The 25,931-nt window shown below is 72.4% G+C and carries 30 protein-coding genes; 19 read left to right on the forward strand and 11 right to left on the reverse strand.

Features of this window, described 5'->3' with window-relative positions:
* Positions 1–2: 2 nt before the first annotated feature.
* Genes gvpO through JTN19_RS18145 form a run of 10 tightly spaced genes read left to right on the forward strand, consistent with a single transcriptional unit; the run spans position 3 to position 6,193 of the window.
* A complete protein-coding gene (gvpO, locus tag JTN19_RS18100; RefSeq protein WP_206935543.1) occupies positions 3–257 on the forward strand; it encodes a gas vesicle protein GvpO in 255 nt (84 codons plus the stop codon).
* A gap of 3 nt (positions 258–260) precedes the next feature.
* On the forward strand, positions 261–563 hold the full coding sequence (gene gvpJ, locus JTN19_RS20610; protein WP_206935545.1) for a gas vesicle protein GvpJ: 303 nt from the start codon (positions 261–263) through the stop codon (positions 561–563).
* Positions 560–775 carry a hypothetical protein gene (locus JTN19_RS18110; RefSeq protein WP_206935547.1) on the forward strand — a complete coding sequence of 72 codons (216 nt, stop codon included), beginning with the start codon at positions 560–562 and terminating at the stop codon, positions 773–775. The genes gvpJ and JTN19_RS18110 overlap by 4 nt, the downstream gene beginning before the upstream one ends.
* On the forward strand, positions 772–1,527 hold the full coding sequence (locus tag JTN19_RS18115) for a GvpL/GvpF family gas vesicle protein (RefSeq protein ID WP_206935549.1): 756 nt from the start codon (positions 772–774) through the stop codon (positions 1,525–1,527). The genes JTN19_RS18110 and JTN19_RS18115 overlap by 4 nt, the downstream gene beginning before the upstream one ends.
* A complete protein-coding gene (locus JTN19_RS18120) occupies positions 1,524–1,778 on the forward strand; it encodes a gas vesicle protein GvpG (protein ID WP_242531268.1) in 255 nt (84 codons plus the stop codon). The genes JTN19_RS18115 and JTN19_RS18120 overlap by 4 nt, the downstream gene beginning before the upstream one ends.
* A complete protein-coding gene (locus tag JTN19_RS18125) occupies positions 1,775–2,758 on the forward strand; it encodes a GvpL/GvpF family gas vesicle protein (RefSeq protein WP_206935551.1) in 984 nt (327 codons plus the stop codon). The genes JTN19_RS18120 and JTN19_RS18125 overlap by 4 nt, the downstream gene beginning before the upstream one ends.
* Positions 2,755–3,510, forward strand: coding sequence for a GvpL/GvpF family gas vesicle protein (locus JTN19_RS18130; RefSeq protein ID WP_206935554.1), 756 nt, complete (start codon positions 2,755–2,757; stop codon positions 3,508–3,510). Before JTN19_RS18125 ends, JTN19_RS18130 begins: the two co-directional genes overlap by 4 nt.
* The gene (locus JTN19_RS18135) at positions 3,497–3,709 is read left to right on the forward strand and encodes a gas vesicle protein (protein WP_206935556.1); all 213 of its coding nucleotides are present in this window, start codon (positions 3,497–3,499) and stop codon (positions 3,707–3,709) included. Before JTN19_RS18130 ends, JTN19_RS18135 begins: the two co-directional genes overlap by 14 nt.
* Positions 3,706–4,026, forward strand: coding sequence for a gas vesicle protein K (locus JTN19_RS18140; protein ID WP_242531269.1), 321 nt, complete (start codon positions 3,706–3,708; stop codon positions 4,024–4,026). Before JTN19_RS18135 ends, JTN19_RS18140 begins: the two co-directional genes overlap by 4 nt.
* Positions 4,027–4,054: 28 nt before the next feature.
* A complete protein-coding gene (locus JTN19_RS18145) occupies positions 4,055–6,193 on the forward strand; it encodes a hypothetical protein (RefSeq protein ID WP_206935558.1) in 2,139 nt (712 codons plus the stop codon).
* 12 nt (positions 6,194–6,205) lie between these two features.
* Here the strand turns inward: JTN19_RS18145 and JTN19_RS18150 are convergent, their stop codons facing one another.
* Positions 6,206–7,678 (reverse strand): protein adenylyltransferase SelO, encoded by a 1,473-nt coding sequence (locus JTN19_RS18150; protein ID WP_206935560.1) that lies wholly within the window; start codon positions 7,676–7,678, stop codon positions 6,206–6,208.
* 62 nt (positions 7,679–7,740) lie between these two features.
* On the opposite strand from JTN19_RS18150, the gene JTN19_RS18155 reads away from it, so the two are divergent.
* On the forward strand, positions 7,741–8,694 hold the full coding sequence (locus JTN19_RS18155) for a 1-phosphofructokinase family hexose kinase (RefSeq protein ID WP_206935563.1): 954 nt from the start codon (positions 7,741–7,743) through the stop codon (positions 8,692–8,694).
* A gap of 36 nt (positions 8,695–8,730) precedes the next feature.
* Here the strand turns inward: JTN19_RS18155 and JTN19_RS18160 are convergent, their stop codons facing one another.
* Both JTN19_RS18160 and JTN19_RS18165 read right to left on the reverse strand, forming a co-directional pair.
* The gene (locus tag JTN19_RS18160) at positions 8,731–9,048 is read right to left on the reverse strand and encodes a hypothetical protein (RefSeq protein WP_206935565.1); all 318 of its coding nucleotides are present in this window, start codon (positions 9,046–9,048) and stop codon (positions 8,731–8,733) included.
* Positions 9,035–9,709 (reverse strand): AzlC family ABC transporter permease, encoded by a 675-nt coding sequence (locus JTN19_RS18165; RefSeq protein WP_206935567.1) that lies wholly within the window; start codon positions 9,707–9,709, stop codon positions 9,035–9,037. Before JTN19_RS18165 ends, JTN19_RS18160 begins: the two co-directional genes overlap by 14 nt.
* Positions 9,710–9,881: 172 nt before the next feature.
* Between JTN19_RS18165 and JTN19_RS18170 the strand changes: the two genes are divergently transcribed.
* A complete protein-coding gene (locus tag JTN19_RS18170) occupies positions 9,882–10,877 on the forward strand; it encodes a Bug family tripartite tricarboxylate transporter substrate binding protein (protein WP_206935570.1) in 996 nt (331 codons plus the stop codon).
* A 59-nt stretch (positions 10,878–10,936) separates the two neighbouring features.
* Here the strand turns inward: JTN19_RS18170 and JTN19_RS18175 are convergent, their stop codons facing one another.
* Entirely contained in the window at positions 10,937–11,482 is a 546-nt protein-coding gene (locus JTN19_RS18175; RefSeq protein ID WP_206935572.1) for a helix-turn-helix domain-containing protein, read from the reverse strand.
* 357 nt (positions 11,483–11,839) lie between these two features.
* Positions 11,840–12,952, reverse strand: a complete 1,113-nt coding sequence (locus tag JTN19_RS18180; RefSeq protein WP_206935574.1) for an NADH:flavin oxidoreductase/NADH oxidase — start codon at positions 12,950–12,952, stop codon at positions 11,840–11,842.
* 300 nt (positions 12,953–13,252) lie between these two features.
* Here JTN19_RS18180 and JTN19_RS18185 point away from each other — a divergent pair, with 300 nt between their 5' ends.
* The 3 genes from JTN19_RS18185 (at position 13,253) to JTN19_RS18195 (ending at position 16,548) form a co-directional block, all read left to right on the forward strand.
* Complete coding sequence (locus JTN19_RS18185) at positions 13,253–13,663, forward strand: tripartite tricarboxylate transporter TctB family protein (RefSeq protein WP_340643365.1); 411 nt, start codon at positions 13,253–13,255, stop codon at positions 13,661–13,663.
* A complete protein-coding gene (locus JTN19_RS18190; protein WP_206935579.1) occupies positions 13,663–15,171 on the forward strand; it encodes a tripartite tricarboxylate transporter permease in 1,509 nt (502 codons plus the stop codon). Before JTN19_RS18185 ends, JTN19_RS18190 begins: the two co-directional genes overlap by 1 nt.
* 153 nt (positions 15,172–15,324) lie before the next feature.
* Positions 15,325–16,548, forward strand: a complete 1,224-nt coding sequence (locus JTN19_RS18195) for an MFS transporter (RefSeq protein WP_206935582.1) — start codon at positions 15,325–15,327, stop codon at positions 16,546–16,548.
* Here the strand turns inward: JTN19_RS18195 and JTN19_RS18200 are convergent.
* From JTN19_RS18200 to JTN19_RS18220, 5 genes are all read right to left on the reverse strand, one after another.
* Positions 16,535–16,927, reverse strand: coding sequence for a RidA family protein (locus JTN19_RS18200; protein WP_206935584.1), 393 nt, complete (start codon positions 16,925–16,927; stop codon positions 16,535–16,537). The genes JTN19_RS18195 and JTN19_RS18200 overlap by 14 nt on opposite strands.
* Positions 16,924–17,541 carry a hypothetical protein gene (locus JTN19_RS18205; RefSeq protein WP_206935587.1) on the reverse strand — a complete coding sequence of 206 codons (618 nt, stop codon included), beginning with the start codon at positions 17,539–17,541 and terminating at the stop codon, positions 16,924–16,926. The genes JTN19_RS18200 and JTN19_RS18205 overlap by 4 nt, the downstream gene beginning before the upstream one ends.
* On the reverse strand, positions 17,538–18,485 hold the full coding sequence (gene hslO / locus JTN19_RS18210; protein WP_206935908.1) for an Hsp33 family molecular chaperone HslO: 948 nt from the start codon (positions 18,483–18,485) through the stop codon (positions 17,538–17,540). Before hslO ends, JTN19_RS18205 begins: the two co-directional genes overlap by 4 nt.
* A 133-nt stretch (positions 18,486–18,618) precedes the next feature.
* Positions 18,619–19,083: a MarR family winged helix-turn-helix transcriptional regulator gene (locus tag JTN19_RS18215; RefSeq protein ID WP_206935590.1), complete on the reverse strand. Its 465-nt coding sequence runs from the start codon at positions 19,081–19,083 to the stop codon at positions 18,619–18,621.
* Positions 19,084–19,185: 102 nt separating this feature from the next.
* The gene (locus JTN19_RS18220) at positions 19,186–20,118 is read right to left on the reverse strand and encodes a ketopantoate reductase family protein (protein ID WP_206935593.1); all 933 of its coding nucleotides are present in this window, start codon (positions 20,116–20,118) and stop codon (positions 19,186–19,188) included.
* Positions 20,119–20,181: 63 nt separating this feature from the next.
* Here JTN19_RS18220 and JTN19_RS18225 point away from each other — a divergent pair, with 63 nt between their 5' ends.
* From JTN19_RS18225 to JTN19_RS18240, 4 genes are read left to right on the forward strand one after another with little or no spacing between them, the layout of a single operon-like run.
* Positions 20,182–21,771, forward strand: a complete 1,590-nt coding sequence (locus tag JTN19_RS18225; protein WP_206935596.1) for an efflux RND transporter periplasmic adaptor subunit — start codon at positions 20,182–20,184, stop codon at positions 21,769–21,771.
* Positions 21,768–22,493, forward strand: coding sequence for an ABC transporter ATP-binding protein (locus JTN19_RS18230; RefSeq protein ID WP_206935599.1), 726 nt, complete (start codon positions 21,768–21,770; stop codon positions 22,491–22,493). Before JTN19_RS18225 ends, JTN19_RS18230 begins: the two co-directional genes overlap by 4 nt.
* Positions 22,490–23,800 (forward strand): ABC transporter permease, encoded by a 1,311-nt coding sequence (locus JTN19_RS18235; protein WP_242531271.1) that lies wholly within the window; start codon positions 22,490–22,492, stop codon positions 23,798–23,800. Before JTN19_RS18230 ends, JTN19_RS18235 begins: the two co-directional genes overlap by 4 nt.
* Positions 23,801–23,847: 47 nt before the next feature.
* On the forward strand, positions 23,848–24,777 hold the full coding sequence (locus tag JTN19_RS18240) for a BKACE family enzyme (protein ID WP_242531272.1): 930 nt from the start codon (positions 23,848–23,850) through the stop codon (positions 24,775–24,777).
* 278 nt (positions 24,778–25,055) lie between these two features.
* On the opposite strand, the gene JTN19_RS18245 is transcribed toward JTN19_RS18240, so the two are convergent.
* Complete coding sequence (locus tag JTN19_RS18245) at positions 25,056–25,850, reverse strand: DUF4394 domain-containing protein (RefSeq protein WP_206935603.1); 795 nt, start codon at positions 25,848–25,850, stop codon at positions 25,056–25,058.
* Positions 25,851–25,931: the final 81 nt, after the last annotated feature.

Consider the following 25,931-nt stretch of genomic DNA (forward strand, 5'->3'; position numbering starts at 1 on the left):
CCATGGACCTCACCGAGATCATCGAGCGCACCAAGCGCGACATGGCGGCCATCACGGGGCTGCCGCCCGACACGGTCAGCCGCCTCGATCCGGGCGAGCATGGCTGGACCATCGGCATCGACATGATCGAGCACAAATCCATCCCCCGCACCCAGGACCTGATCGCGAGCTTCGAGGTGCTGCTCGGCCATGACGGCAAGATCCAGCGCTGGCGCCGCACGGGCCGCTTCCACCGCGCCCAGGGCGGGGAGGGATAGGCCATGGCGATGCAGCATTCCGTGGCCGGCTCGGGCCTGGCCGACATCCTGGAGCGCATCCTGGACAAGGGCATCGTGGTGGCGGGCGACATCTTGGTCAGCCTGGTGGGCGTGGAGCTGCTGACGGTGCGGCTGCGCCTCGTCATCGCCTCGGTGGACCGGGCGCTGGAAATGGGCATCCGCTGGTGGGAGGCCGATGCGGCCTTGTCGCAGGATGCCGCGAAGCTGCGCGCGGAGAACGCGGCGCTGACCGAGCGGCTGGCGCGCCTGGAAGCGGCGCTGCTGCCGGAGGGCGCGCGGCCATGAGGCGGCCCGTCTCGCTCTCGCGCCGGCTCAGTGAGCGCGCCCGTGGCGTCATCCGGAAGGAACCCGCGCAGGACCGGCCGCAGGTGGACGGCGACGCCCGGCCCAACGTGGTCATCGGCTATTCGGTTCGCGTGGGCCTGGGTGATGGGTCGGAGCAGCGCCACGACGCCACGCTGGAAATCCGCCTGCCGCTCGATGAGGCCGAGGCATGAGCACGGGCCTCTACATCTACGGCATCGCGCCGGGCGCGCTCCCGGCCGAGGGGCTGGGCCCGGGCCTTGGCGGCGGCGAGGTGACGGCGCTGCAGGCCGCGGGGTTCACCGCGCTGGTGGGCGCGGCCCCGCCCGCGCCCATCGAGGCCACGCGCCGCTTCATGCTGGCCCATACCGCCGTGCTGGAACGCGCCATGCGCGCGACCGACATCCTGCCCATGCGCTTCGGCACCGTGGCCCCGGACGAGGCCGCGCTGCATCGCTGTCTTGCCGCCCATGCGCCCGCCTTCCGGGAGGCGCTGGGGGGCATCGCGGGGCATGTCGAGCTTGGTGTGAAGGCGCAGTGGCATGAGGGGCTGATCTGGCGCGAGATCGTGGAGGGCGATGCCGAACTCCGCGCCCTGCGTGACCGGCTCAAGACCCGCCCCGCGCAGGAAACCTATTACGAGCGCATCGAACTCGGTCGCCGCGTGGAGGCGGCGCTCGCCCGTCGGCGCGAGGCGGATGGCGCGGCCATCGCCGCCACCCTCGCCCCGCTGGCCGAGCGCGAGATGGAGCTTCGCAGCGTGGAGGAGGACATGATCCTCAGCCGCGCCTTCCTGGTGCGGCGCGAGGCCGAGTCCCAGTTCGACGCGGGCATGGAGGCGCTGGCCCAGCGCTTCGGCGAGCGTGTCACGTTCAAGTATGTCGGCCCCGTGCCCCCCTACAATTTCGTGACCCTGCGCGCCGACTGGCTGAGCGAGGCGGCATGAGCATGCTCGGCACCCTGCTTGGCCTGCCCGTGATGGGCCCGCTGGGCGGCGTTTCCTGGATCGCGGGCAAGCTGCGCGAGGCGGTGCTGGCCGAGGCGCTGGACCCCGCGCGCATCGAGGCGGGGCTGCGAAAGCTCGAAAAGCGGCTCGATGCCGGCGAGATCACCGAGGAGGAATACGACGTGGCCGAGGCCGAGCTGCTCGTGGAACTGCGCGCCATCCGCGCCGCCCTGGCGGAGGGCGCGCCATGACCCGGCAACTGACACTGCTCGGCGTGGCCGAGGCGGCCAGGGCCCCCGCGCTGGAAGCCGCCCTGGCCGCCGAGCCGGGCCCGGCCTTGCGACTGTGCCGGGTGGGCGGGCTGCTGGGCGTGGCGCAGGTCGCGGCGGGCACCGCCTTCCCGGCCGGTCGCGCCGCGATGTTCAGGCGCCTGCACGCCGTGCAGCGGCGGCTGGAGGTTGCCTGCCAGGTGGGACCCTTCCCGCCGGCGGACCCCGCCGCGGCCCAATGCCCGGCCGGTGAATTCGCGACGTTGATCGAGGCCGCCGCACGGGCCCTCGGCGCCGCGCTGGCGCGCGAGGGCGGGCGCCACCAGTGGCAGGTCACGCTGCGCTGGGCGCCGGAGGCCATCCTGACGGCGCGGCGGGACGCGGTGCGCCGCCTCGCCGCCAGTGAACGCCCGAAGGATGTGGCCGATGCCGTGGCCGCCATCCTGGCCGAGGCGCGGGCGGAGCGCGCCGCGGCCCTGCGCGCCGCGCTGCTGCCCCTGGTGGTCGCCCTCTCGCCCGAGGATGTCTCGGGGGGCGAGGGCGAGACCTCGCTGACCATCCTCGTCCCCGCGGGGGGCGAGGCCGCCATCGAGGCCGGGCTCGGCGCCATGCCGCCCGCGCTGACGCAGGGCATGTCCTGTGACCTGACCGGCCCGCTGCCGCCGCTCTCCTTCAGTGCCTTCCGCGTGGTGGAGGAGGAGGCCGGCCGGCTGGACGGCGCCTGGCGCTTGCTGGGCCTGCCCGCCCGCGCCGATGGAAGCGCGCTCGCGCGGCGCTGGCGGGAGGTGGCGGGCACGCTGCATCCCGACCGTGCCGGCGGGAGTGCCACCGGCTTCGCCGCGGCCAGCGAGGCCCATCGGCTGCTGCGCGGCGCCTTGCCGGCGGATGGGCAGGGCCTTGCGCAGCAGGATCTCGCCACCCGCGCCGGGCGGCGCATCATCCTGCCGGAGCTCGCTGCATGAGCCTCGCCCTCTACGCCTATGCCGCCCTGCCCAGCGGGGCGGCCGCGCCCGAACAGCCGGGGCTGGAGGGGGCGGGGCCGCTTGCCCTGGTCACGGAAGGCGCCGTGGCCGCCCTGGTCAGCCCGGTGCCCGCCGCCTGGTTCGCCGAGGGCGGGCTGTCCAGCGACCCGGAATGGGTCTCCCGCCAGGCGCTGCGGCATCACGCGGTCTGCGGCGCGCTGGCGGGCATGGCGCTGCCGCTTGCCTTCGGCGCGGTGTTTTCCGCCGAGGCGCCGCTGCGGCTCTGGCTGGCCGAGCGCGCGGGCCCGCTCGCCGCCTCGCTGGCCCGCGCGCAGGGCTGCGCGGAATGGACGCTGCTGCTGCGCGAGGATGCGCCGCGGCTGGAGGCCTGGCTCGCCGCGCACGACGCCGAACTCGCGCGGCTGAGCGGCGCGGCCGCGGCGGCCGGGCCCGGCACGCGTTTCCTGCTGGAGCGCCGGCTGGAACGCGCGCGGGAGGAGGCGCGTGCCCGCCACCTCGACGCGGCCGCGACGCGCCTCCAGGCAGAGCTGGCCGCGCACGCCCGCGCCCTCATCCCCGCCCGCACCCGCGCCGGGATGCTGGGCGTCAATGTGCTCCTGCCCGGCGCCCCGCCCCCGGCACTGGAGAACATGGCGGGCGAGCTGGACGCGACGGGTGTCTCCCTCACTCTCAGCGGCCCCTGGCCCCCCTATGCCTTCGCGCGGGAGGCGCTGGCCCATGCCCATGGCTGAACCGCGCGGGCTGACGCCCCAGCCGCAGGCGCTCGTGGATGTGCTGGACCGGCTGCTGGACACCGGCGTGGTGCTGGACGGGCAGCTCGTCATTTCCGTGGCGGGTGTGGACCTGGTCCATCTCGGGCTGCGGGCGCTGCTGGCCTCGGTCGAGACCGCCGCGCGCCTGGCCCAGTCTCGGCCGGACACCCGGCCATGATCGCCATGGCCGATGACGCCCAGCACGCCCTGGCCGCCGCCGCGGCCCCCGTGGCCATGCGGCTCGCCCTCGCCCCCGAGAACATGGAGCAGGACCTCTCGCGCCTCGTGCTGACGCTGGTGGAATTCCTCCGGCGGCTGCTGGAGGCGCAGGCGGTGCGGCGCATGGAAGGCGGCGGGCTGGACGCCGATGAGGCGGAGCGCCTGGGCCTCGGCCTGATGCGCGCGCGCGAGGCGGTGGTGAGCCTCTGCGGCAAGCTCGGCATCGCGCCGGAAACCCTCAACCTCGATCTCGGCCCGCTCGGCCGGCTCATGTGATCCGCGCCCGCGCGGAAAGGAGGACATGATGTCCCGGAACCAGTTCACGGCCCTCATGGCCCTGGCCGTCGCGGCGCTGCTGGCGGCGGGTGCCGCGCTCTGGCTCGGCACGCGCCCCGTGATGCCGCTGCCCGCGCCCGCGCCGCTGCAGCCCGAATGGGAGGCTGCGCTGGCGCAGCTCGACCGCGCTCAGTCCGGCGAGGCCGCGGCCTTGCCCGAACTCCGCCGTCGCCTGCTGGCCCTGGCGGAGTTGCAGGACCGCGCGGGCGAACCGCTGCGGGTGGAGGCCATGCTGCAGGGCCTCGCCGGCCGCATCGAGGGCACGCTGGCCACGCTGCCCGCCGGCACGCCAACCGCCCCGCTGGAGGCGGCCCTGCCATTGGCGGCGCTGGGCATGGGTGCGCTCGGGCTGCTGGCCCTGCTGCTGGCCGCGCGCCGCCGCCCGCCCGCCGAGGCCGGCCCGCCTGCCTGGAGCGAGAGCCTGCGGGAGGAGGTGCAGGCGGCGTTGGGTTCTGCCCGCCAGGCGCAGGAGGAGGTGGCGCGCGCCACGGCCCGCGCCGGCGACCAGCAGGACCGCCTGGCGCATCGCGTGCGGCTTCTCTCCGAACGCCTGGAAAACCTGCCGAGCGGCGAGGCCGATCCGCGCCTCGCCTCCCTGCTGGACCGCGTGGAGACGCTGGGCGCCACGCTCGGACAGCTGGCCGGGCGCGCCGAGGCGGCGCTGGAGCGTGAGGCGCGGGGGCTGGAGCGGCTGGAAGTGGCGGTGGACAATTTGCATGCCGCGCCGGTTGCGTCGGCCGATCCCGCGCCCTTCGCCGCGCTGCTGCCCGCCTTCGAGACTGCCGCCGCCGAGTGCCGCGCCACCGCCCCCCTGCTGGGGGAGCTTGCCTCGCTGGCGCAGCAGGCGATGACGCGCGTGACCGATGAGGCCGTGGTGCGGATCGGCGTGGCGGCGGAGCGCGTCTCCACCGCCGGTCAGGAAGCCCTGGCCGAGGCGCAATCCGCCCTGGCGGCTGCGGTGGAGCGGGTGTCGGCCCTGACTCCCGCCGAGCCGCCCGCCCTGCCGCTGGAACGGCTGGAGGCCCTGGCCGCCCGCCTGGAGGAGGGTGCGGCCACGGCGCAGCCCCTGGCCGGCCTGCCGGCCGAGGTGGCCCGCGTCGCGGCCCTGGCGGCCGAGATGGATCGCGTGGCCCAGGGGCTGGGCTCGGTCATCCCGGTGGCCGACCTCGCCGCGCAGGTGGACCGCGTCACCGCCGCCGCGATCCATGTGCAGAGCGCGGCCGAACGGCTGGAAAGCGGGCTTCCCGTGCTGGAGTTGACCACCCAGATCGCGCGCATGGACGCCGCGGCCGGGGCGGTGGAGCAGGCCGCGGGCAAGATCCCCGTCGCCGAGATGGCGGGCGAGCTGGACCGGCTGACCACCGTCGTCGCCGCGCAGCTCTCCCAGGTCACGGGCGGCGTCGCGGCGCTGGAGCAGGGGGCGCGGCAGATGGCGCATGCCCTGCCGCTCGCGGCGCTGGACGCCCAGGTGGCGCGGGTGGAGGCCGTCGCCGTCGCGCTGGAGGAGGGCGCCCAGCATTTGGGCGAGGCCCTGCCGCTGGAGAGCCTGGCCAACCACGTCACGCGGCTGGAGGCCCTGGTGGAGGGCGGCGCCCGGCTGGGCGAGACCGCGCAGGAACTGGCGGGCGCCGCGGCCGCGGTGCGCGAGGCCGGGGCGGCGCTGGAGACCTCCGCCCGCGCCATGCCCGATGCGCGCGCCGCGCTCGGCCCGATCATCGCCGAGATCCAGGCCGCATTGCCGGCGCGGGCCGAACCCCTGGCACCCCGTCGCGCGCCCAGCCTGCCGGAGCCGCGCGGGTCCATCGCCGCCTCCCTGGTGGCCGAGCTCACCCCCCGGCACGCGCCGCTCTCGGGCGCGCTGCGCCGGGTGGGGCAGGTGGAGGCCGAGGTCGCGGAACTGCTCGGCGAGGCCGAGAGCCTGGCCGAGCAGGCCGTGCAGCGCCCGGGCGAGGCCTGGCCCGCCCCCGTCTCGGACCGGGTGGGCGAGGTGCTGGGCAGCATCCAGTCCACCATTGACCGCCTGCAGACGGTGGCGACCGCGCTGGCCCTGGCCGCCGATGCGCCCGGACAGGAGCCAAGTCAGAGCGAGACGCGCGGCGCGGCCTGAGCGCGCCGCGCCTCAGGTGCCGCAGAAGGTCTGATAGACCCGGTCGCTCGGCTCGGGCGGCAGGGCGTAGCGGGCGGGCGGCGCCTCGAAGGGGCGCAGCAGCACGGCCAGCAGCGCGTCGAAGGGGCCGAGGTCAAGGTCGCGGGTGGCCGCCTCCAGCGCCTCCTCCACCAGATGGTTGCGCGGGATCACCTGTGGGTTGGCGGCGGCCAGGCGTTCGGCCACGCCGGGTTCGGTGGCGATGCGCGCCCGCCAATCCTTGGCCCAGGGCAGGATGGCGTCGGTGCCGGTGAATTGCGCGGCGAGCGGGGCGTCATCGCCGGTGGCGGCCTCGGCCAGCGCGCGGAAGCTGTTCGTGAAGTCGGCCCGGCCTGCCTTCATGGCGTCGAGCAGGCCGATGGCCAGCGCGTCATCGCCCTCGCGTGGCGTGCCGATGCCGAGCTTGGCCAGCAGCCCCGCCCGGTAATGGCCCTCGAAGCGCGGGCCGAAGGTGCCGATGGCGGATTTCGCCCAGTCCAGCGCCGCGTCCTCGTTCGCGTCGAAGAGGGGCAGCATGGCCTCGGCCAGCCGGGCCAGGTTCCACTGCATCACCCGCGGCTGGTTGCCATAGGCGTAGCGGCCGCCATGGTCGATGGAGCTGAACACCGTCTCCGGGTCATAGGCGTCCATGAAGGCGCAGGGGCCGTAGTCTATCGTCTCGCCCGAGATGGTGGTGTTGTCGGTGTTCATCACGCCATGGATGAAGCCCAGCAGCATCCAGCGCGAAACGAGCGCGGCCTGGCGTTCCAGCACGCCTTCGTAGAGTGCGCGGTAGGGGTGTTCGGCCTGCGCGGCGTCCGGGTCGTGGCGGGCGATGGCGTGGTCGGCCAGCAGGCGCAGCCCCTCCGCATCGCCGCGCGCGGCGAAGAACTGGAAACTGCCCACGCGGATGTGGCTGGCGGCGACGCGCGTCAGCACCGCGCCGGGCAGGGGGCCAGGTTCGCGCAGCACCATCTCGCCCGTCAGGGCGGCCGCCAGCGTGCGCGTGCTGGGCACGCCCAGCGCCGTCATCGCCTCGCTGATGAGGTATTCGCGCAGCACGGGGCCGAGGGCGGCGCGGCCATCGGCGCGGCGCGAGAAGGGCGTGGGGCCCGAGCCCTTCAGCTGGATGTCGCGGCGGCGTCCCTCGCGGTCCAGCACCTCGCCCAGCAGGATGGCGCGGCCATCGCCCAGCTGCGGCGTGAAGCCGCCGAACTGGTGGCCGGCATAGACCATGGCAATGGGCTCGGCATCGGCGGGCAGGGCGCTGCCGGCGAAGATGGCGGCACCGGCGGGCCCGGCCAGGGCCTGCGCGTCCAGCCCCAACTCGGCCGCCAGCGGGGCATTCAGCCGCAGCAGGCGCGGGCCGGCCACGGGCGTGGGCGCCACGCGCGCGAAAAATCGCTCCGGCAGGCGGGCATAGGAATGGTCGAAGCCGAAGCGGATGTCGCTGAGCGTGTCTGGCATGCGGAAGAGATCGAGCCGCGCGGGTTCCGCGACAAGGGGCGGCTCGGGCTAGAATGCCTGGCATGACCCAGGCCGAACGCATCCTGACCCTCACGCTCAACCCCTCGGTGGATCTGTCCGCCGAGGCGGAAACCGTGCGCGCCGTCCGCAAGACCCGCACCTTCCACGAACGCTATGATCCGGGCGGCGGCGGGGTGAATGTCTCGCGCGTGGTGCGGGAACTGGGCGGGGACACGCTGGCGCTCGTCACGTCGGGCGGCGTGGCGGGGCGCTTCCTGGAGGAGTTGCTGGTGGAGGGCCAGACACCCTACCGGGCGCTCCCCATCGCCGGCCGCACGCGCATCGCCCAGGTGATCCATGAGATTTCGAGCGGCCTCGAATACCGCTTCATCCCCGAGGGCCCGCTGTTGGCCGAGGCCGAATGGCAGGCCGCGCTGGACGCGCTGAACGGCGAGGAAGGCGGCTGGGTGGTCCTGAGCGGCAGCCTGGCGCGCGGCGTGCCGGCTGATTTCTTCGGCCGTGCCCTGCGCCAGGCCAAGGTGGCGGGGCGGCGGGTGGTGCTGGACACCTCCGGCCCCGCGCTGAAGGCGGCGCTGGACGTGGGGGGCGTGCATCTGGTGAAGCCCAGCCTCGGTGAATTCGAGGCGCTGGTGGGCCGCGAACTGCGCGAAACGCCCGCCCTGGTTGCGGCGGCGAAGGAACTGGCGGCTTCGGGCGCCGCGCGGCTGGTGGCGGTGACGCTGGGCAGCCGCGGTGCCATCCTGGTCAGCGCCGAAGGGCATTGCTGGCGCCTGCCCGCGCCCGACGTGATGGTGCGCGGCGCCTCCGGCGCGGGCGACAGCTTCGTGGCGGCCATGACCCTGGCCCTGGCCCGTGGCGAGAGCGTGGAGGAAGCCTTCCTCTGGGGCAGCGCGGCCGGCGGCGCCACGGTGGCGGCCGAGGGCACCGCCCATGCGCGCCGCGCCGATGTGGAGGCCATCCATGCGGCGCTGCGCCCGATGCTGAAGGGCGCCTGAGTGCGCGGCCGATGAGCAGCCGCCCCGGATCAGACGTTATACCAGCATCGCCACCAGAAGCGTGGCCGCCAGCCCGGCCATCAGGGGTGCGAAGAGCCCGCCCCGCCAGGCCAGCACGCCCATGGCCGCGCAGAAGCCCGCCGCCCGCCCCTGCCAGGGAATGAGGGTGAGCGAGCCGGTGGGCGCCACCACCGCCAGCGTCACGAAGGCCGCCAGCGTGGCCATCGCGACGCTGGCCGCCCAGCGCACGAAGGGGTGGTCGGCCCCGAGCCGCCCCGCCACGAAAAGCCCCGCCCCGCGCATGGCGGCGCAGGCCGCCACCAGCAGCGCCAAGGCCAGGTCATCGCCCGACATGGCGGCTCCAGAGGAAGGCCAGCGTGCCGCCGACCAGCCCCGCCCCCAGCAGCGCCCAGGCGGCGGGCAGCACGAAGGCGAGGGGGGCCGCCGCGACACCCAGGATGGCAGCGCGGCGGACGAAGGGCTGGCCAAGGTCGCTCGCCAGGATCAGGCCGAAATACAGGGGGTTCACGAAGAGCAGCGCCGCCAGGAACCAGATGTCGAGCAATGGCGCCACCAGATGCCCGACCAGCGTGGACAGCCCCGCCACCGTCCAGGAGGTGAGGCCGAAGCCCAGGAACCAGGAAAGCCGCCGTTCCACCGGCACGGCGGGCAGGCGGCGCATGGCCATGGCCCAGGGCGTGACGGCGATGAAGGGCAAGGCGAGGAAGCGCCGCGGCCCACCGCCCAGCCAGGGGGCCAGCGCCACCGCCATCGGCACGAAGCGCGCATTCGCCGCGACGGCGCCCGCCACGGCCGGCAGCGCCCCACCCGGCGTGCCGAGTGCGGCCAGCAGCACAAGCTGCCCCGGCATCCCATAGACCAGCAATGACGCGGCAATGGCCCAGCCGGGCCCGAACCCCGCCGCCTGCACCGCCGCGCCGAAGGCCAGGAAGGTGGCGGCCATGGCCAGGGCGGGCACGCCCAGGGCCTCGCGGCAGGCGGGGCGAAAACTCATGCAGTCATGTTGGCCCCGCCGATGGGGCGCGTCCATGGCGCGCCATGGTGTTCGGCTGCCATGCTGAGGCATGATGCATCCAGCATGGCCCGCAGAGGCCGGCGGGGAGGATGCAGCACCCCTTCCGCGCGCTCTGTTCCAGGCTTGAAACAGACACGGAGGAGGAGACAGAATGTTACAATTTTCGCGGCGCGATATTCTTCGCGCCCCCGCCCTGGCGGTGCCGCTTCTGGCCGCGCCCGGCATCCTTCGCGCGCAGACGGCCACGCTCAACCGCCCGGCGCGCATCCTGGTGGGCTTCCCCGCGGGCGGCACGGTGGACTTCACCGCCCGCCAACTGGCCGAGAGGCTGCGCGGCGTCTGGGCGCCCCAGGTCGTCGTCGAGAACCGGGCGGGCGCCACGGGCCGGCTCGCCATCGAGGAGGCCATGCGCGCCGAGCCCGACGGCGCCACCATCCTGCTGACCCCGGCCAGCATGATCACGATCTACCCGCACCTCTATGGCGAGCGGTTGCGCTACAGCCCGCTGCGGGACCTGAGCCCGATCTCGCCCGTGGTGGTCTACCCCTTCGCCATGGCGGTGGGGCCGGGCGCGCCGGGGGTGACGAACCTCGCGGACTTCCTGGCACTGGCGCGGCAGCGCGGGAGCCTGGCCTATGCCTCGCCGGCCGCCGGATCGGTGCCGCATTTCACGGGGGTGATGCTGGCGCGGGCGGCGGGAGTGGACCTGAACCACATTCCCTATCGCGGCGCGGCACCCGCCATCACCGACCTGCTGGGCGGCCAGGTGCCGGCCTCGATCAACGTGATCGGCGACATCGTGCCGCAGATGGAAGGCGGGCGGCTGCGTGTCATCGCGACCACCGCCGCGCGGCGGATTCCCCGCTTCCCCGACTTCCAGACCTTCGCGGAACAGGGCTTCCCGGCGCTGACGGCGGATGAATGGTTCGGGGCGTTCCTGCCCGCGCGCGCGCCGCAGGCCGTGGCGACGGCGCTGAGCGAGGCGTTGCGCACCGCCAATGGCCATGCCGGCTTCCGCGCGGCCCTCGAGCAGCGTGAATTCACGCCGGCCCATGAGGACATGGCGCGCTTCACGGCGCGGATTCGCGAGGAGACGGAGAAGTGGGGTCCGGTGGTGGAGGCCTCGGGTTTCAGGCCGGAAGCCTGACTTCGGGCAAACGACCGCGGCGTGATCGGTGGATCACGCCGCGGGAAAGGTCACCGCGTTCAGCGACGCGGCGTGGAGGCCGGCATGCTGCCGGATTCGCCGGCGGGGAGGCGGGCCAGGCGGTCCGCCAGATTCAGCACCATTTCGCGGAGCTCACCGCGCTCGATCAGCGCGAAGCTCTGCATGAGGGCGCAGCTCTCGGCGTGGCGCTGGGCGCGCTCGAGCGCCGGCTCCGCCGCGCCGTCCTGCTCGCCCAAGCCGTCGATCAGGACGGGAAGCGGGGTCTCGAGCAGCGCGGCCAGGCGGACGAGCCGGCCGATGGACAGGCGGTCCTGGCCCAGCTCGTACTTCTGGACCTGTTGCGCGGTGACGCCGAGGCGTTCGGCGGCCTCACGCCGGGTAACGCCGCGGTGCAGCCGAAGCTGCCAGAGGCGCTGGCCCAGTTCGATATCGGTCTCATCGGCGCGTCGCGCCCCGCGGGTTGCTTCCGCGGCGGGGCGGCGGGCCCGCTGCACCCGGCCCGGCCCGGCGGCATTCCGCGGGGCGGGCGCGGTGTTGCGCGAGCCAACCGCGGACGAGGCGCCTGCAGAGATAGGATCGGCCATGGTCGTCTCACTCCTGTTCAAGGAACTTGACGGTGCATCCGACATGATGGTGCGGATGAGGTGGAACACTCTGAACCACCGCCAAGCAACATGAGATCAACCTGCCAGATGCCCAGCGGTTGCACAACTAGAACGTGCATAATGACAAAAGTTCGATCGCCAGGATTTTGTTTTTAACGAAATTTCGGCTGATGGAGCGTAAATTTTACACGCGGAAGTGAATTGACCCCCTGGGCTTTACAACGCGGCACATGACAGCCCGCCAACATGCGCAGCCGTGAACCGCCTGCCCGCGGAAAGATGAACGGCAATCCAGGGTTCGCCCGGCCGGCATGAAGGCCGGCCGGGCCGTTTCTCTCAAAGCAGCGGCATCGGCGCGCCGACCGCACGGTTGATCCGCATCGGGCCCATTCCGCCCCAGCCGCGCTCATATTGCGGCGGAACGGACAGGGCCTCGGTGGCGCCCAGCGCCACGGCCGCGTTCAGCACCCAATAGGGGTCGCGCAGGAAGGCGCGGGCCAGCAGGATCATGTCGGCCTTGCCCTCGGCGAGCACCGCTTCGGCCTGGGCTGCCTCCGTCAGCAGCCCGACGGCCATGACCGGGATGCCCGCGCCGCGCCGCACCGCATCCGCACCCGGCACCTGGTAGCCGGGCCCGAGCGGGATCTGCTGCCCGGCATCCAGCCCGCCGGAGCTGACGTCCACCACATCCACCCCCAGCGCCTTGAGGTGGCGGGCGAGTTCCACGCTCTCCTCCGTGCTCCAGCCGCCCTCCACCCAATCGGTGTGGGAGATGCGGACGCCCAGCACCACCTCCTCGGGGATGGCGGCGCGCGTGGCGGCCGCGATGTCCCGCAGCAGCCGCGTGCGGCCCTCGAAATCCCCGCCCCAGCCATCATTGCGCCGGTTCGACAGGGGCGAGAGGAAGTTGTGCAGCAGGTAGCCATGCGCCGCATGGATCTCGACCAACCGGTAGCCGGCCGACACGGCCCGGCGGGCGGCGGCCACGAAGGCGTCGCGCGTGGCCAGGATCTCCGTCTCGGTCATGGCGCGGGGCGTCGCGTAGTTGCCGAAGGGAGTGGCGGAGGGGCCCAGCGCCTCCCATCCCGGCACGGCCGGCCCCGAATCCCAGGCGGGCAGGCGGCTGCCCTTGCGGCCCGAATGCGCCAGTTGGATGGCGGGCACGGAGCCCGCGGCGGCGATGGCGGCGGCGAGCTTCGCGTGGCCCGGCAGGTGCGCGTCGCTCCAGATGCCCAGGTCGCCGGGGCTGATCCGCCCTTCCGGGGTGACCGCGGCCGCCTCGGTCATCACCATGCCCGGCCCCGCCACCGCGCGCGAGACGAGGTGGGCCAAGTGCCACTGCGTGGGCAGCCCGTCCTCGGCGCAGCAATACTGGCACATGGGCGACACGCCGATGCGGTTGCGGAAGGTGACGCCGCGAAGCGTCCAGGGAGAGAAGAGATGGGTCATGGCGGGAATGATCCATGGAAAGCGATGGCTTGGCAGCCCCCCGGGCGGTTCCGCCGGCGGGCCGCCGATAAACCAATGGTTCCACGTCGTTTTGAGGCAGGGGCGCCTGCCCGGCCGCCTTACGCGCGCGCAATATTCGAAAAGCTATGCCGCGTTACGCTTATTAAATGAGTCACCTGGGGCGCGCGCCCCTTGCGCCCAGGCTTGGCGCCTTCGTAGTGTCGCGCGCCTTGCGATAATGATGGGGAGTGCTTCCGGGTGAAAACCAAGAGGGATTATGTGGACATCATAGGAGGCGCCGTGATGATCGCGGTCGGCCTATGGTTCATGAATCATGCAATGGAATCGTATTCGATCGGCACGCTGCGCCGCATGGGCCCGGGTTTCTTCCCGGCGGTGCTGGGCGGGCTGATCGCGGTGTTCGGCGTGCTGATCGCACTGCCGGCCTTTTTCCGCGAAGGTGACCCGCTGGGCTTCGAGGGACGGCCGTTCCTCATGGTCTGCATCTCGATCGGCGTCTTCGCCTTCGTGCTCGAGCGGCTGGGCATGGTCCCCGCCATCTTCGCGCTGGTGTTCTGTGCGGCCTTCGCAAAGCCCGGCCCCAATCTGATCGAGAACCTCGCCCTCAGCGTCTTCCTCGCCATCTCGGCGGTCGCCGTGTTCATCTGGGGCCTTGGCATCCCCATCCAAGCCTTCCGGTGGAACATCTGATGGAAGTTTTCGGCGATCTCCTCTTCGGGTTCCAGACGGCGTTTTCGCTGCAGAACCTGATGTACTGCTTCATCGGCGTGTTCCTCGGGACCTTCGTGGGCGTGCTGCCGGGCATCGGCGCGCTGGCCACGATCTCGATGCTGCTGCCGCTGACCTTCTACGTGCCGCCGACCACAGCGCTCATCATGCTGGCCGGCATCTACTACGGCACGCAGTATGGCGGCTCGACGGCCTCGATCCTGATGAACCTGCCGGGCACCCCCTCCTCGGCCGTCACCTGCCTCGACGGCTACCCGATGTCCAACAGCGGGCGCGCGGGCGTGGCACTCTTCGTGACCACCCTGGCCTCCTTCATCGGCGGCAGCATCGGCATCGTCATCCTGACGCTGTTCTCGCCCTCGCTGGCCGAGGTGGCGCTGGCCTTCGGCCCGGCGGAATACTTCGCCATGATGCTGCTGGGCTTGGTCGCGGCCTCCACCCTCTCCCAGGGATCGCCCGTGAAGGGCATCGCCATGGTGCTGGCGGGGCTGTGCCTGGGCATGGTCGGCACGGACGTGCAGACGGGCCAGCAGCGCTACACCTTCGGCATTCCGGAACTGTCGGACGGCTTCAACCTGGTCGCCATCGCGATGGGCCTGTTCGGCGTGGGCGAGGTGATCGCCAGCGTCAACAAAATCCGCGACCAGAAGGCCGACCAGCGCCAGAAGATCACCTTCCGCTCCATGGTGCCCACGCGGGACGACTGGAGCCGCTTCTGGTGGCCCATGCTCCGCGGCACGGGCGTCGGCTCCTTCTTCGGCGCGCTGCCGGGCACGGGCACGACCATCTCGGCCTTCATGGCCTATGCGGTCGAGAAGAAGATCTCCAAGACGCCCGAGCGCTTCGGCAAGGGCGCGGTGGAGGGCGTGGTCTCGCCCGAGGCCGCGAACAACGCCGCCTCGCAGACGGCCTTCATCCCCACGCTCACCCTGGGCATCCCGGGTGACGCGGTGATGGCGCTGATGCTGGGTGCCATGATCATCGCCGGCGTGCAGCCTGGCCCGCGCCTGATCACCGAGCATCCGGAAATCTTCTGGGGCCTGGTGGCCAGCTTCTGGATCGGCAACGTGCTGCTGGTCATCCTCAACCTGCCGCTCATCGGCATGTGGGTGAAGCTGCTGCAGATCCCCTACCGCTTCCTGTTCCCCTCGATCCTGATGTTCATCGCGATCGGCGTGTTCAGCGTGAACAACAACACCTTCGACATCTTCATGGTGCTGATCTTCGGGGTGTTCGGCTACTTCCTGATGCTGCTGCGCTTCGAACCGGCGCCGCTGCTGCTGGGCTACATCCTGGGCCCACTGATGGAAGAGCATCTGCGCCGGGCCATGCTGCTCTCGCGCGGGGACGCCACGGTGTTCGTGACGCGCCCGATCAGCGCGGCCTTCATCTTCGTGACGACGGCCCTGCTGCTCTGGGCGATCTATGCGGCGATCAAGGGCAAGATCAACCCGAAGATCGACGACTGACCCGCCCCCCCCTTCGCGGGGAGACCAGGCCGGCCACCTTCGGGTGGCCGGCTTTTTTCATGCTTGCCCGGTTGCCGCCCCACCGTCGCGCTGTAGCCTCGCCCAGGGGAGAGACTTGATGGCCAGCGCTGTCCGCGGACGACAACAAGACGCATGAGCGCGGCCGAGCCCGGCGGGCGGGGCGCCATCCGGCGTCTCTTCGCCACACCTGATTTCCGGCGCATCTGGCTGCTGGGTGGCATCGCCAACACCATGCGCTGGCTGGAACTGCTGGCCGCCACGCTCTGGACCTATGAGGCCACGGGCTCCGCCTTCATGGTCGCCGCCGTCGCCATGATGCGCGCCCTGCCCATGCTGCTGCTGGGCGCCGTGGCCGGCGCGCTGGCCGAACGACTGGACCGGCGGCGGCTGCTGATCGCGCTGCAGGCCAGTTCGGCCGGGGGCGCGGGGCTGGTGGCGCTGCTGGCCGCATTGGGCTGGATCGCGCCCTGGCACCTGATGGCGCAGGGGCTGCTGGCGGGCCTCGCCTGGGCCGGCGAGATGGCCATGCGCCGCCGCATGGCCGCCGACGCCGCCCCCCCGGACGACCTGGTGCAGGCGGTGGCGCTGGACACCACGACAGGCAGCACCACCCGCGCCCTGGGCCCGCTGCTGGGCGGCGCGCTGTTCCAGCTGACCGGCCTCGCCCCCGCCGCGGCCATCGCCTGCGGCTTCCACCTGCTGGCGCTGTTCCTCGCCTGGCGGGTGACGCCGCCGCGGCCCGTGGTTCGGGCGCCGCAATCGGCGCTGTCGGGCATCGTGGAGGCGGCCCGATTCGCCCTCTCCGAACCCCGGCTTCGCATGGTGCTGGGGGTGACGCTCATCATGAACGTCTTCGCCTTCTGCTATGCGGGCATCCTGCCGGCCTTCGGCGCGGCGGCCTTTGGCGCGTCCGGCGCCGCGATCGGCCTGCTGGCGGCGGCCGAGCCCTTCGGCGCGCTGCTGGGCGGGCTGTGGATGGCCCTGCGCCGGCGCGCGCCGCCGGGGCTGTTTCCCTTCGTGGCGGGCAGCCTGCTCTTCTTCGCCTGCCTGCTGCTGGTGGTGTCCAGCCCCTCCTACATCCTGGCCTGGGTGCTGCTGGTGCTGGGGGGGCTCGGAACGGCGCGTTTCGCGGCGATGCAGACCTCGCTGGTCATGACCCATGCGCCGCCCGAAATCCGCTCGCGCGTGCTGGGCCTGGTCACGACCTGCATCGGCGCGGGGCCCGCCGGCGTGCTGCTGGTGGGCGCGCTGGCGGAACGTCTGGGCCCGCACGCCGCGCTCTACATCATGGCCACGCTGGGCCTCGTGCTGCTGCTGGCGCTGCTCGTCCGCGAATGGCGGTTCAGCCGGGAGTGAACGCCTCCGCCTCCACTTCCACCAGGAAGCGCGGGTCCGCGAGGCCCGCCACGATCAGCAGGGTGGAGGTGGGGGCATGGCCCTCAAGTGCGGCGTCGCGCAGGTCGCGCCAGGGCTGGATCAGCGCGGGGTCCGTCAGGAACACCGTCACCTTCACGATGTCGCGCGGCCCCATGCCATGCGCGGCCAGGATGGCGGTGAGGTTGGCGAGGCTCTGGCGGATCTGCGCGGGGCCATCGGCTGGCACGCTGCCATCCGGCGCCACGCCCACCTGTCCCGAGATGACGAGGCGCCGCCCCGGCCCCTGCACCAGGCAGGCCAGGGAATAGCGCGAGGCGGGCGCGCGCACGCCGTCCGGGTTGCTGAAGGTCAGGCTCATGTCCGGGGCAGCTCCTCGCGCGCGACGGGCGGCGGCGGGGCGGCGCGCTCGCCCTCCACCAGGTAGGCGCGTAGGGCGCGGCGCAGCTGGAACTCGAACTCGGTGTTGAGGTCGAACATGGCTTGGCGCAGCATGGTCTCGGCCACGGCCATGCGGCCCACCGGGTCGCTGTCGAGCGTCTGCATGCGGGTAGCGCTCGCTTCAGCGAAGCCCAGGCGCAGCCCCGTGGGGTTGCGGATTTCCAGGCGGCAGGTCAGGCGCAGGTCCAGCCGTTCCTGTGGCTGGGCGAAGAGGCCCTGCCCGGGCGGGCCGGGTTCGCGCAAAATCTGCGCGCGGGTCACGACGAAGCGCGCGCTGTTCTGGGTGCCGAAGGCGAAGAGGCGGTCCTGGCCCATGGTCCGCACCGCCTCGGCCGCGCTGGGGCGCAATTCGCGGCCCAGGTCGTTGGGGCCGGCGAAGGCCAGCTCCTCCTCGATGGCAATGGTGGCGACATCCAGGCGCAGCGGCGTGAGGTGCCGGTAGCCGATGGGCGGGCCCTCCACCCGCGGGATGGCGGGGGCCGCGCAGGCGGCGAGGCCCGCGGGCAGGGCGAGCAGCGCGCGGCGGCCGATCATGCGCTGGCCCCCCGCAGGCTGTCCCGCGCGAAGCGGAAATCCACGTTGCAGAATTCGCAGGTCATGGTGATGGTCCCGTCCTTCGCCATGTGGTCGAGGTCCTCGACCGGGAAGCCCTCCAGCACGCCCGCGAGGCGCGAGCGCGAACACCGGCAGCCATAGGCCAGCGCCCGGGGCTGGTCGAGCATCAGCCCCTCCTGGTGGAACAGCCGGTGCAGCAGGCGCTCGGCCGGCAGGGCGTCATCCAGCATCTCGGCCTCGGTCAGCGTGTGGGCCAGGGCCAGCGCCGTGTCCCAGGCATCGTCATCACCGGCGCTGTCGGCGATGCCGCCCTCCACCGCCACGCGCTCCATGATGAAGGCGGCCGCGCGCCAGCCCGCCTCGGTGCGGGCGCAGGCGAGGCGGACGAAGCTGCGCAGCTGCTCGGAGGTGGCGAAGTAGTTGGCCGTCATCTCCGAGAGGCTGGCACCCTCGATGGCGACGATGCCCTGGTAGCGCTCCATGTCCGGGCCCTGGTCGCAGGTGAAGGCCAGGTAGCCCTTGCCCAGCAGCGCCCGGGCCGAGGGGTTGCGGCCATAGCGGGCCAGCTTCTCCGCATCCACGCGGGCATAGCCGCGCAGGCCACCCATGTCGGTGCAGTCCGTCACCAGCATGGGGATGGGGCCGTCGCCCTTGGCCTGGACGGAGAAGGAGCCCTTGTATTTCAGCGCGGAGGCGAGGCCGGCCGTCAGCGCCATGGCCTCACCCATCAGCCGGGCCACGGCCTCGGGGTGGTCATGGCGGGAGAGCAGGGCCTCGGCGAGCGGGCCGAGGCGCAGCAGGCGGCCGCGCACGGGCTTCTGTGCCAGGTGGAAGGGCACGACGCCCCGCGGCACCACGAGGTCGGGCACGGGGGGGCGGTCATGGTCGAGGAAGTCGGGCTTGGGCTGGGTCACGCCCTTCAGATAGCGTGCCCGGCCGCCCAGCGCACCCTACCCGACCACCAGGAGCATGATCTGCACCAGCGCGGCCAGGACCATCGCCGCGATGACATAGGGGGCGAGCTGGTGCGGATCGGGGATCTTCACCGCCGGGGCGTCACGCCGCGACGGCGCGGCGCCCGCGGCCGGGACGGGTCATCATGGCGCGCAGCAGCTGCTTGAAGGCCGCGGGGTCCATGTCGGGGAAGCGGGCCAGCACCTGCGCCTCGTGATGGCGCGCCGCCACCAGCAGGTCCTGCACCAGGGCCTGGCCGCGCTCCGTGGCCTCGATGCGGACCACGCGACGGTCCCGCGCATCGGGCAGGCGCTGGACCAGCCCATCGCGCACCATCCGGTCGAGCAGCTTGGTCATGGTGGGCTGTTGCAGCAGGCAGGCCTCGGCCAGGCCCGTCACCGTCTCGGGCGTGCTGCCCGAGAGCGTGGCCAGCACGCGCCACACCGGCACCGAGACGCCGGCGCGGCGCAACGTGGCATGGAACTCCGCCGAAAGAGTGTGCGAGGCACGGGCCAGCAGATACAGCAGGTAATCGTCAACGAATCGCGAATTGGTGCGCCCGTCCATGGAGTGATCCTGATTCCGGATGATGTTCATGCCGCACACTGACAAGTATATTCATGGGCACGCAATTGCGGGGAACTACGCATACCTTGTGGGAAGGTTCGCTCAGGGCAGACGTTGGGCGGCCCGCCGCTGCTCATAGGCGCGGGCATGCAGTGCCGCCGCGGCGTGCCAATGGGCCTCCACACCGGCGCGATGCGCGGCCTCCAGCAGGAAGCCCAGGATGTGCTCGCCCTCGGTGCGGTGGCCACCCTCGATGTCGCGCAGCAGGGAAGTGGCGTAGGCGCTGCCGGGGTCCGCGAAGAGCTGGCCGTATTCGGCCATGAAGGCCGCCGGCATGGGGTGGCCGTGATGCGCGGCGATGGCGGCGTTGCGCGCCAGCACCTCGGCCAGGAAGGGCGCGCCGCCCGCGCGCACCACCTCGCCCACATTGGCGCGCATCAGGACGGTGCCGATGGCCGCGCTGCCCAGATGCACCAGCTTCTCCCACATGCGCTGGCCGATATCGGCCACGGCCTGGGCGACCATGCCCTTGGCGGGTGTGAAGGCGGCCGCGATGTCGCGCACGCGTGGCGACATCGTGCCGTCCTGTTCGCCAAAAGTCAGCCAGCGCCAGTCGTTCAGGTGCCGCACCACGCCCTCGGGCGAGAGCGTCGCCTGGATCTTGCACAGGCCGCCCAGCACCCGTTCCGGGCCAAAGGCGTGACCAAGTGTCTCCACATGCGACAAACCATTGAGCACGGGCAGGATGGCGGTGCGCCCATCCACGGCGGGGCGCAGGACGGCCATGGCCTCGTCCAGGTCATAGGCCTTGCAGGCCAGCAGGATCACGTCCCAGCCTGGCCCTAGCGCCTCGGCCGTCACGGTCTTCACCTGTAGCCGGGCCTCGCCGAAGGGGCTTTCGATCCGCAGCCCTTGCGTGGCGAGCTGCGCCGCGCGGCGCGGGCGCACCAGGAAGGTGACGTCGCCGCCGGCCTCCGCCAGCCGCCCCCCGAAATAACCCCCCAGCGCGCCGGCCCCGAGCACGAGCAACCGCATGGTCTTTTTCCCCTGATCTGCCGCAACATCGGCGTTACACCCGCATGCCATGTTACGGGAGCCATGCGCAAAGCCCTCCCCCTGCTGATCCTCGCCGCCGCCCTCACCGGGGGTGGCTATCTCTATGGAGGCCAGGCGCTGGCCACCCTCGGCTGGGGCACGGGCGAGTCCGCCGGGCCGCGCCTGCGCGCCGCCCCCGTGGACCGCGGGCCCATCACCGCCATCGTCTCGGCCACCGGAACGGTGAACCCCGTGGTCTCGGTCATCGTGGGCAGCCAGCTTTCTGGTCAGGTGCGCGAGGTGGCGGGCGACTTCAACCAGCGCGTCACCGCGGGGCAGCTTCTGGCAAGGCTCGACACGCAGCAGCTGGAGGCCTCGCGCGCCGCCGCGGCGGCCGAGCTGAGCTCCGCCGAAGCGGCCGTCGCCGTCGCCGACGCCTCCGCCCAGCGCGCCGATGCCGAGGCGTTGCGCGCGGCGGCACAGCTCGCCACGGCCCGCGCCAACATCACCCGCGTGGCCGCGCAGACCCAGGATGCCGAATTCGAGGCCCGCCGCACGGAGGAACTTCGCCGCAGCGGCGTGGGCGCGGTGCGCGACGCCACGCGCGCGGGCTTCACCGTGGAGGGTGCGCGCGCGCAACTCGCCGCCACCGAGGCCGAGGCGACCCAGGCCGAGGCGCAGCTTGCCGCCGCGCAGGCCGCGGCGCGCACCGCCCATGCGCAGGTGGCCGCCGCCCGCGCCACGCTGGCGCAGCGCACGGCGCAGCTGCGCCAGGTGGATGTGAGCCTCTCCTTCGCCGTGATCCGCAGCCCCATTGATGGCATCATCGTCTCGCGCAGCGTGGATCTGGGGCAGACGGTGGCGGCCTCCCTGCAGGCGCCGACGCTCTTCAACATCGCGGCCAACCTGGATGAGATGGAGGTCTGGGCGACGGTGGACGAGGCCGATATCGGCCGCATCCAGCCGGGCCAGTCCGTGACCTTCACCGTCGCCGCCCATCCGCAAACGAACTTGATCGGGCGGGTGAAGGACATCCGCCTCAGCCCCACCACGGTGAACAACGTGGTCACCTACACGGTGGTGGTGACGGCGGCGAACCGCGAGGGCCGCATGCTGCCCGGGATGACGGCCACCCTTCGCATCGTGACCGACGCACGCCCCGAGGCGCTGCGCGTGCCCAATGCCGCGCTGCGCTGGCGCCCGGCCGGAACTGGCACCGCCGCCGCGCCCGCCAACCCCATGGAAGCCGCCCTGCGCGAGATGGAGGACGTGACCCCCGCCCAACGCCAGGCCATCGAGGCCGCGCAGGCCGAGTTTCGCGCCGCGATGGAGGCTCTGCCCGCCGATGCCGAGGCCCGTCGCCGTGGCGCCCAGGCCGCCCGCCAGCGCCTGCAGGCGGCCCTGACCTCCAGCCTGACGCCCGACCAGCGCGCCCGCCTTGCCGCCGCGCGGGGCCAGCGCGGTGCCGCCATGGGCACGGTCCATGTGCTGGAGGCGAATGGCACCACGCGCGCCATCTCCGTCCGGACCGGCCTGACCGATGGCCAGGTGACGGAGGTGCTCTCCGGCGCGCTGGAGGAGGGGATGCAGGTGGTGGTCGGCACGGAGCGCGCCGGCGCCGCCCGCGCGCCAACCGGGCGGGGGCTGTTTTGAACGCGCCGCTCATCGAAACGCGGGACCTCGCGCGCCACTACCCCTCCGGCGAGGGCGTGGTGGCGGCGCTGGACGGCGTGAACGTCACCATCCAGCCCGGCGAGTTCGTGGCGGCGATGGGCCCTTCGGGCTCGGGCAAGTCCACCTTCCTGAACCTGATCGGCTGCCTGGACACGCCCACGCGCGGAACCTACCGCCTGGCCGGCGAGGATGTGGCGCATCTCTCGACCGAGGCACTCGCCGCCCTGCGGGGCGAGCGTATCGGCTTCGTCTTCCAGTCCTTCCACCTGCTGCCGCGGCTCGACGCGCTGTCCAATGTGGCGATGCCCATGCTCTATCGCGGCGTGCCGCGCGCGGTGCGGGAGAAGCGCGCCGCCGAGGCGCTGGCGCGGGTGGGCCTCGCGGGACGGATGCGCCACCGGCCCAACCAGCTCTCAGGCGGGCAGCAGCAGCGCGTCGCCATCGCGCGCGCCCTGGTGAACGGCCCCGAACTGCTGCTGGCGGATGAGCCCACGGGCGCGCTCGACAGCCGCACGGGCATCGAGATCATGGCGCTGTTCCAGGCGCTGAACGCGGCCGGCGTCGCGGTGCTGTGCGTGACCCATGACGCGAGTGTCGCGGCCTATGCGGCGCGCACCCTGCGCTTCAAGGATGGCAAGATGGTCGAGGACAGGCGCCACACGCCGGTGGATGCGGCCGCCTTGCTGAGGGATGTCGCATGAACGCGCCGCACTTGGCTCCCGTGGCACCGCCCGCGGTCAGCGCCCTGTCGCCCCTGCCGCGTGGCCGGGGCGGGCTGTCCTTCCCCGAGGCGCTCTGGGCCGCGCTGGGTGCGCTGAACGCGAACAAGCTCCGCGCGGCGCTGACGGCACTGGGCATCTTCATCGGCGTGGCCGCCGTGATGGTGACGGTGGCGGTGGGGGCGGGTGCCAGGCAGCAGGTGCTGGCGCAGATCCAGTCGCTCGGCGCCAACCTGCTGCTGGTCTGGGGCGGCAATGTGCGGATGGGCGGCGTCTCGCTCGGTGCCGGGCAGCGCGCGAACATCAGCTGGGACGACGCCCAGGCCATCCCGCGCGAGATCTACGCCGTGCAGGTCGCCGCCGGCACCATCCGCCAGCAGCAGCAGATCGTGGCCGGCAACCAGAACTGGGCCACGACGGTGACGGCCACCGACCCCGACTGGTTCGTGGCGCATGACTGGACCCTCGCCGAAGGCCGCTTCTTCACCGTCGAGGAGAATATGGCCGGCCGCAAGGTCGTGCTGCTGGGTGCCACCGTGGCCGAGGCGCTGTTCGGCGAGGAAAACCCCGTGGGCCGCGAGGTCCGCATCGGCGCGACACCCTTCGAGGTGATCGGCGTGCTGGGCCGCAAGGGCCAGAACCCGCAGGGCCAGGACCAGGACGACGCCGTGGTCATGCCCTATTGGACCGCGCGGCGCAGCGTGATGGGGTCCTCGCGCGCCTTCGCCCGCGCCGTCAGCACCATCAGCGTGAAGGTGCATGAGGGCGAGGACATGGCCCTGGTGGAGGAGGAGCTTCGCGCCCTGTTCCGCCAGCGCCACCGCGTGGCGGCGAACGAGCCCGACACGGTGCAGATCAGGAACCTCAGCGAGATCGCGGCGACGCGCGACGCCTCGGCGCGCACCTTGTCGCTGCTGCTGGCCTCGGTGGCCGCGGTGTCGCTGCTGGTGGGCGGTATCGGCGTGATGAACATCATGCTGGTGAGTGTGACCGAACGCACGAAGGAGATCGGGTTGCGCCTGGCCGTGGGTGCCAGGCCGGCCGACATCCTGAAGCAGTTTCTGCTGGAGGCGGTGCTGCTGGCGCTGATCGGCGGCGCGGCGGGTGTGGCCGCGGGCTTCGCCCTGGCGCATCTGCTGGGCGGGCTCGCGGGGTGGCCCGTGCTGGTGCAATGGGATGCGGTGGCGCTGGCCGTCGCCGTCTCGGGGCTGACGGGGCTGTTCTTCGGCTATTGGCCGGCGCGGCGCGCGGCGCAGCTCGACCCGATCGCGGCACTTCGGGCGGAGTGACATCGGCGTCCGGGGGCGGCACCATGGCCGCCTCCGGAGGATCAGCCATGGCCAAGAAAGTCATCATCACCTGCGCCGTCACGGGGGCCATCCACACCCCCTCCATGTCGCCGCATTTGCCCATCACGCCCGCCGAGATCGCCGCGCATTCCATCGCGGCGGCGGAGGCCGGCGCCTCCATCATCCATCTGCACGCGCGCGACCCCAATGACGGCCGGCCCTCGCCGGACCCCAAGCTGTTCATGCAGTTCCTGCCCGTCATCAAGCAGTCTACCGATGCCGTGATCAACATCACGACCGGCGGCGGCCTGGGCATGACCATTGACGAGCGGCTGGCCGCACCCCTGCTGGCCAGCCCCGAGATGTGCAGCCTCAACATGGGCTCGATGAACTTCAACATCGCGCCCAGCGCGGCGCGGGTGAAGTCCTTCAAGCATGAATGGGAACGCCCCTACCTGGAGGGCACGACGGACTTCATCTTCCGCAACACCTTCCGCGACATCGAGCAGATCGTGGAACGCCTGGGCAAGGGCCACGGCACGCGCTTCGAGTTCGAGTGCTATGATGTGGGCCACCTCTACAACCTGGCGCACATGCTCGACCGTGGCGTGGTCGAGGGGCCGCTCTTCGTCCAGACCATCTTCGGCATCCTGGGCGGCATCGGCGCCGAGCACCGGAACCTGATGTTCATGCGCGAGACGGCCGACCGCCTGTTCGGCGACCAGTATGTGTGGTCGGTGCTGGCGGCCGGGCGGCACCAGATGGGCTTCACCACCATGGCCGGCATCCTGGGCGGCAATGTGCGCGTGGGGCTGGAGGATTCGCTGTGGATCGGGCCCGGCAAGCAGGCCACGTCCAACGCCGAGCAGGTGGCGAAGATCCGCCGCATCCTGGAGGATGTGGGCATGGAGATCGCCTCGCCGGAGGAGGCGCGGCAGATGCTGAAGCTGAAGGGCGGCGATCGCGTCGCCTTCTGAGAAGGGCAACCACCGCCCCTCGCCGGGAAGGGGCGGTGGCGCTTTCCCCCGCGCCGCCCGCCACCAGGAGGGAAGCGGGCAGGGCGGCGCAGGGGCGCGCGTTCAGGCCGTTGGCTTGGCGCGTGATTCACGCCTCCGGGCGTTTTGCCCTTCGGCGATCACGCGCTTCGGCTTGGCGCGTGATTCACGCCTCCGGGCGTTTGCCCTTCGGCGATCACGCGCTTCGGCTTGGCGTGTGATTCACGCTTCCGGGCGTTCCGCCCTTCGGCGATCACGCGCTACCGCATCGCGGCCACGTCGATCAGCACGGCGCCGCCCAGGTTGGCGATGGGCCCGAGCGTCGTGACCGCGCCACTCGTCAGGTTCAGCTCGTGCAGCGCGCCCTCAGCGACGACGAAGCCGCGATTCCCGCCCTGGCCATCGGCCAGGATGTCGAAGCCCGCGGTGGGCGGCAGGCTGGTGGACAGCGCCGCGCGCGGGGCCTGCACGCCATCATTGGGCGGGCTTTGCAGGTTCAGCTGGCCCAGCAGCGTGTCGAGCGTCAGCAGCTCCGTGGTCGTCGCGCCGGCCACGCTGTTGGTGTAGGCGCCCGCCGTCACGCGCGGCATGGTGCCGGCCAGGTCGGGGCGCGTGTACTTCAGCGAGCCATCCACGATGGTGGCGCCCGTCTCCACGTTGATGCGCAGGCTGGTGCCGTTGACGCCCAGCACGCGCAGCCGGTCCGGCACCGGGTTGAAGTCCACCACCGCGCGACCGCCGCTCTCGAAGGGCACGGACAGCTGCGCGACGGGCGTGGCGCGGCCCGTGGCGGGGTCCAGCGTCACGATCTGCCCGCCCGCGGTCAGGCCATAGAGCATGCCATTGGCGGGCCGCTGGTCAATGCCGACGAGCGCGCCGTCGGCGCCCGTGACGCGCACGGGGGCGCTGGCGCGGCGCGTCTCGGCATCGATGCGGACCAGCTGGTTCTCGGCGGTCAGCGCGACCAGGGTCTGGGCGCTGGCGGCGCCGGCCAGGTTCGCGCCGAACAGCGCGGCACCGGCCAGCAAAGCGAGGCGAAGGCGGGAGGTCTTCATGCATAGGCTCCGTCTTGCAGGTGGGACGGGAAGCGCCCCACTGCCCGCGTTACGGAGCGGCCGCGCGGCCAGATGCAGCGC

The organism is Roseococcus thiosulfatophilus, assembly GCF_017311575.1.
GTDB classification, from domain to species: domain Bacteria; phylum Pseudomonadota; class Alphaproteobacteria; order Acetobacterales; family Acetobacteraceae; genus Roseococcus; species Roseococcus thiosulfatophilus.

Bases quoted from the DNA above. Each gene is read 5' to 3' on its own strand.
- gvpO (WP_206935543.1), top strand. From the start codon at position 3: ATGGACCTCACCGAGATCATCGAGCGCACCAAGCGCGACATGGCGGCC.
- gvpJ (WP_206935545.1), top strand. From the start codon at position 261: ATGGCGATGCAGCATTCCGTGGCCGGCTCGGGCCTGGCCGACATCCTG.
- JTN19_RS18110 (WP_206935547.1), top strand. From the start codon at position 560: ATGAGGCGGCCCGTCTCGCTCTCGCGCCGGCTCAGTGAGCGCGCCCGT.
- JTN19_RS18115 (WP_206935549.1), top strand. From the start codon at position 772: ATGAGCACGGGCCTCTACATCTACGGCATCGCGCCGGGCGCGCTCCCG.
- JTN19_RS18120 (WP_242531268.1), top strand. From the start codon at position 1,524: ATGAGCATGCTCGGCACCCTGCTTGGCCTGCCCGTGATGGGCCCGCTG.
- JTN19_RS18125 (WP_206935551.1), top strand. From the start codon at position 1,775: ATGACCCGGCAACTGACACTGCTCGGCGTGGCCGAGGCGGCCAGGGCC.
- JTN19_RS18130 (WP_206935554.1), top strand. From the start codon at position 2,755: ATGAGCCTCGCCCTCTACGCCTATGCCGCCCTGCCCAGCGGGGCGGCC.
- JTN19_RS18135 (WP_206935556.1), top strand. From the start codon at position 3,497: ATGCCCATGGCTGAACCGCGCGGGCTGACGCCCCAGCCGCAGGCGCTC.
- JTN19_RS18140 (WP_242531269.1), top strand. From the start codon at position 3,706: ATGATCGCCATGGCCGATGACGCCCAGCACGCCCTGGCCGCCGCCGCG.
- JTN19_RS18145 (WP_206935558.1), top strand. From the start codon at position 4,055: ATGTCCCGGAACCAGTTCACGGCCCTCATGGCCCTGGCCGTCGCGGCG.
- JTN19_RS18150 (WP_206935560.1), bottom strand. From the start codon at position 7,678: ATGCCAGACACGCTCAGCGACATCCGCTTCGGCTTCGACCATTCCTAT.
- JTN19_RS18155 (WP_206935563.1), top strand. From the start codon at position 7,741: ATGACCCAGGCCGAACGCATCCTGACCCTCACGCTCAACCCCTCGGTG.
- JTN19_RS18160 (WP_206935565.1), bottom strand. From the start codon at position 9,048: ATGTCGGGCGATGACCTGGCCTTGGCGCTGCTGGTGGCGGCCTGCGCC.
- JTN19_RS18165 (WP_206935567.1), bottom strand. From the start codon at position 9,709: ATGAGTTTTCGCCCCGCCTGCCGCGAGGCCCTGGGCGTGCCCGCCCTG.
- JTN19_RS18170 (WP_206935570.1), top strand. From the start codon at position 9,882: ATGTTACAATTTTCGCGGCGCGATATTCTTCGCGCCCCCGCCCTGGCG.
- JTN19_RS18175 (WP_206935572.1), bottom strand. From the start codon at position 11,482: ATGGCCGATCCTATCTCTGCAGGCGCCTCGTCCGCGGTTGGCTCGCGC.
- JTN19_RS18180 (WP_206935574.1), bottom strand. From the start codon at position 12,952: ATGACCCATCTCTTCTCTCCCTGGACGCTTCGCGGCGTCACCTTCCGC.
- JTN19_RS18190 (WP_206935579.1), top strand. From the start codon at position 13,663: ATGGAAGTTTTCGGCGATCTCCTCTTCGGGTTCCAGACGGCGTTTTCG.
- JTN19_RS18195 (WP_206935582.1), top strand. From the start codon at position 15,325: ATGAGCGCGGCCGAGCCCGGCGGGCGGGGCGCCATCCGGCGTCTCTTC.
- JTN19_RS18200 (WP_206935584.1), bottom strand. From the start codon at position 16,927: ATGAGCCTGACCTTCAGCAACCCGGACGGCGTGCGCGCGCCCGCCTCG.
- JTN19_RS18205 (WP_206935587.1), bottom strand. From the start codon at position 17,541: ATGATCGGCCGCCGCGCGCTGCTCGCCCTGCCCGCGGGCCTCGCCGCC.
- JTN19_RS18215 (WP_206935590.1), bottom strand. From the start codon at position 19,083: ATGGACGGGCGCACCAATTCGCGATTCGTTGACGATTACCTGCTGTAT.
- JTN19_RS18220 (WP_206935593.1), bottom strand. From the start codon at position 20,118: ATGCGGTTGCTCGTGCTCGGGGCCGGCGCGCTGGGGGGTTATTTCGGG.
- JTN19_RS18225 (WP_206935596.1), top strand. From the start codon at position 20,182: ATGCGCAAAGCCCTCCCCCTGCTGATCCTCGCCGCCGCCCTCACCGGG.
- JTN19_RS18235 (WP_242531271.1), top strand. From the start codon at position 22,490: ATGAACGCGCCGCACTTGGCTCCCGTGGCACCGCCCGCGGTCAGCGCC.
- JTN19_RS18240 (WP_242531272.1), top strand. From the start codon at position 23,848: ATGGCCAAGAAAGTCATCATCACCTGCGCCGTCACGGGGGCCATCCAC.
- JTN19_RS18245 (WP_206935603.1), bottom strand. From the start codon at position 25,850: ATGAAGACCTCCCGCCTTCGCCTCGCTTTGCTGGCCGGTGCCGCGCTG.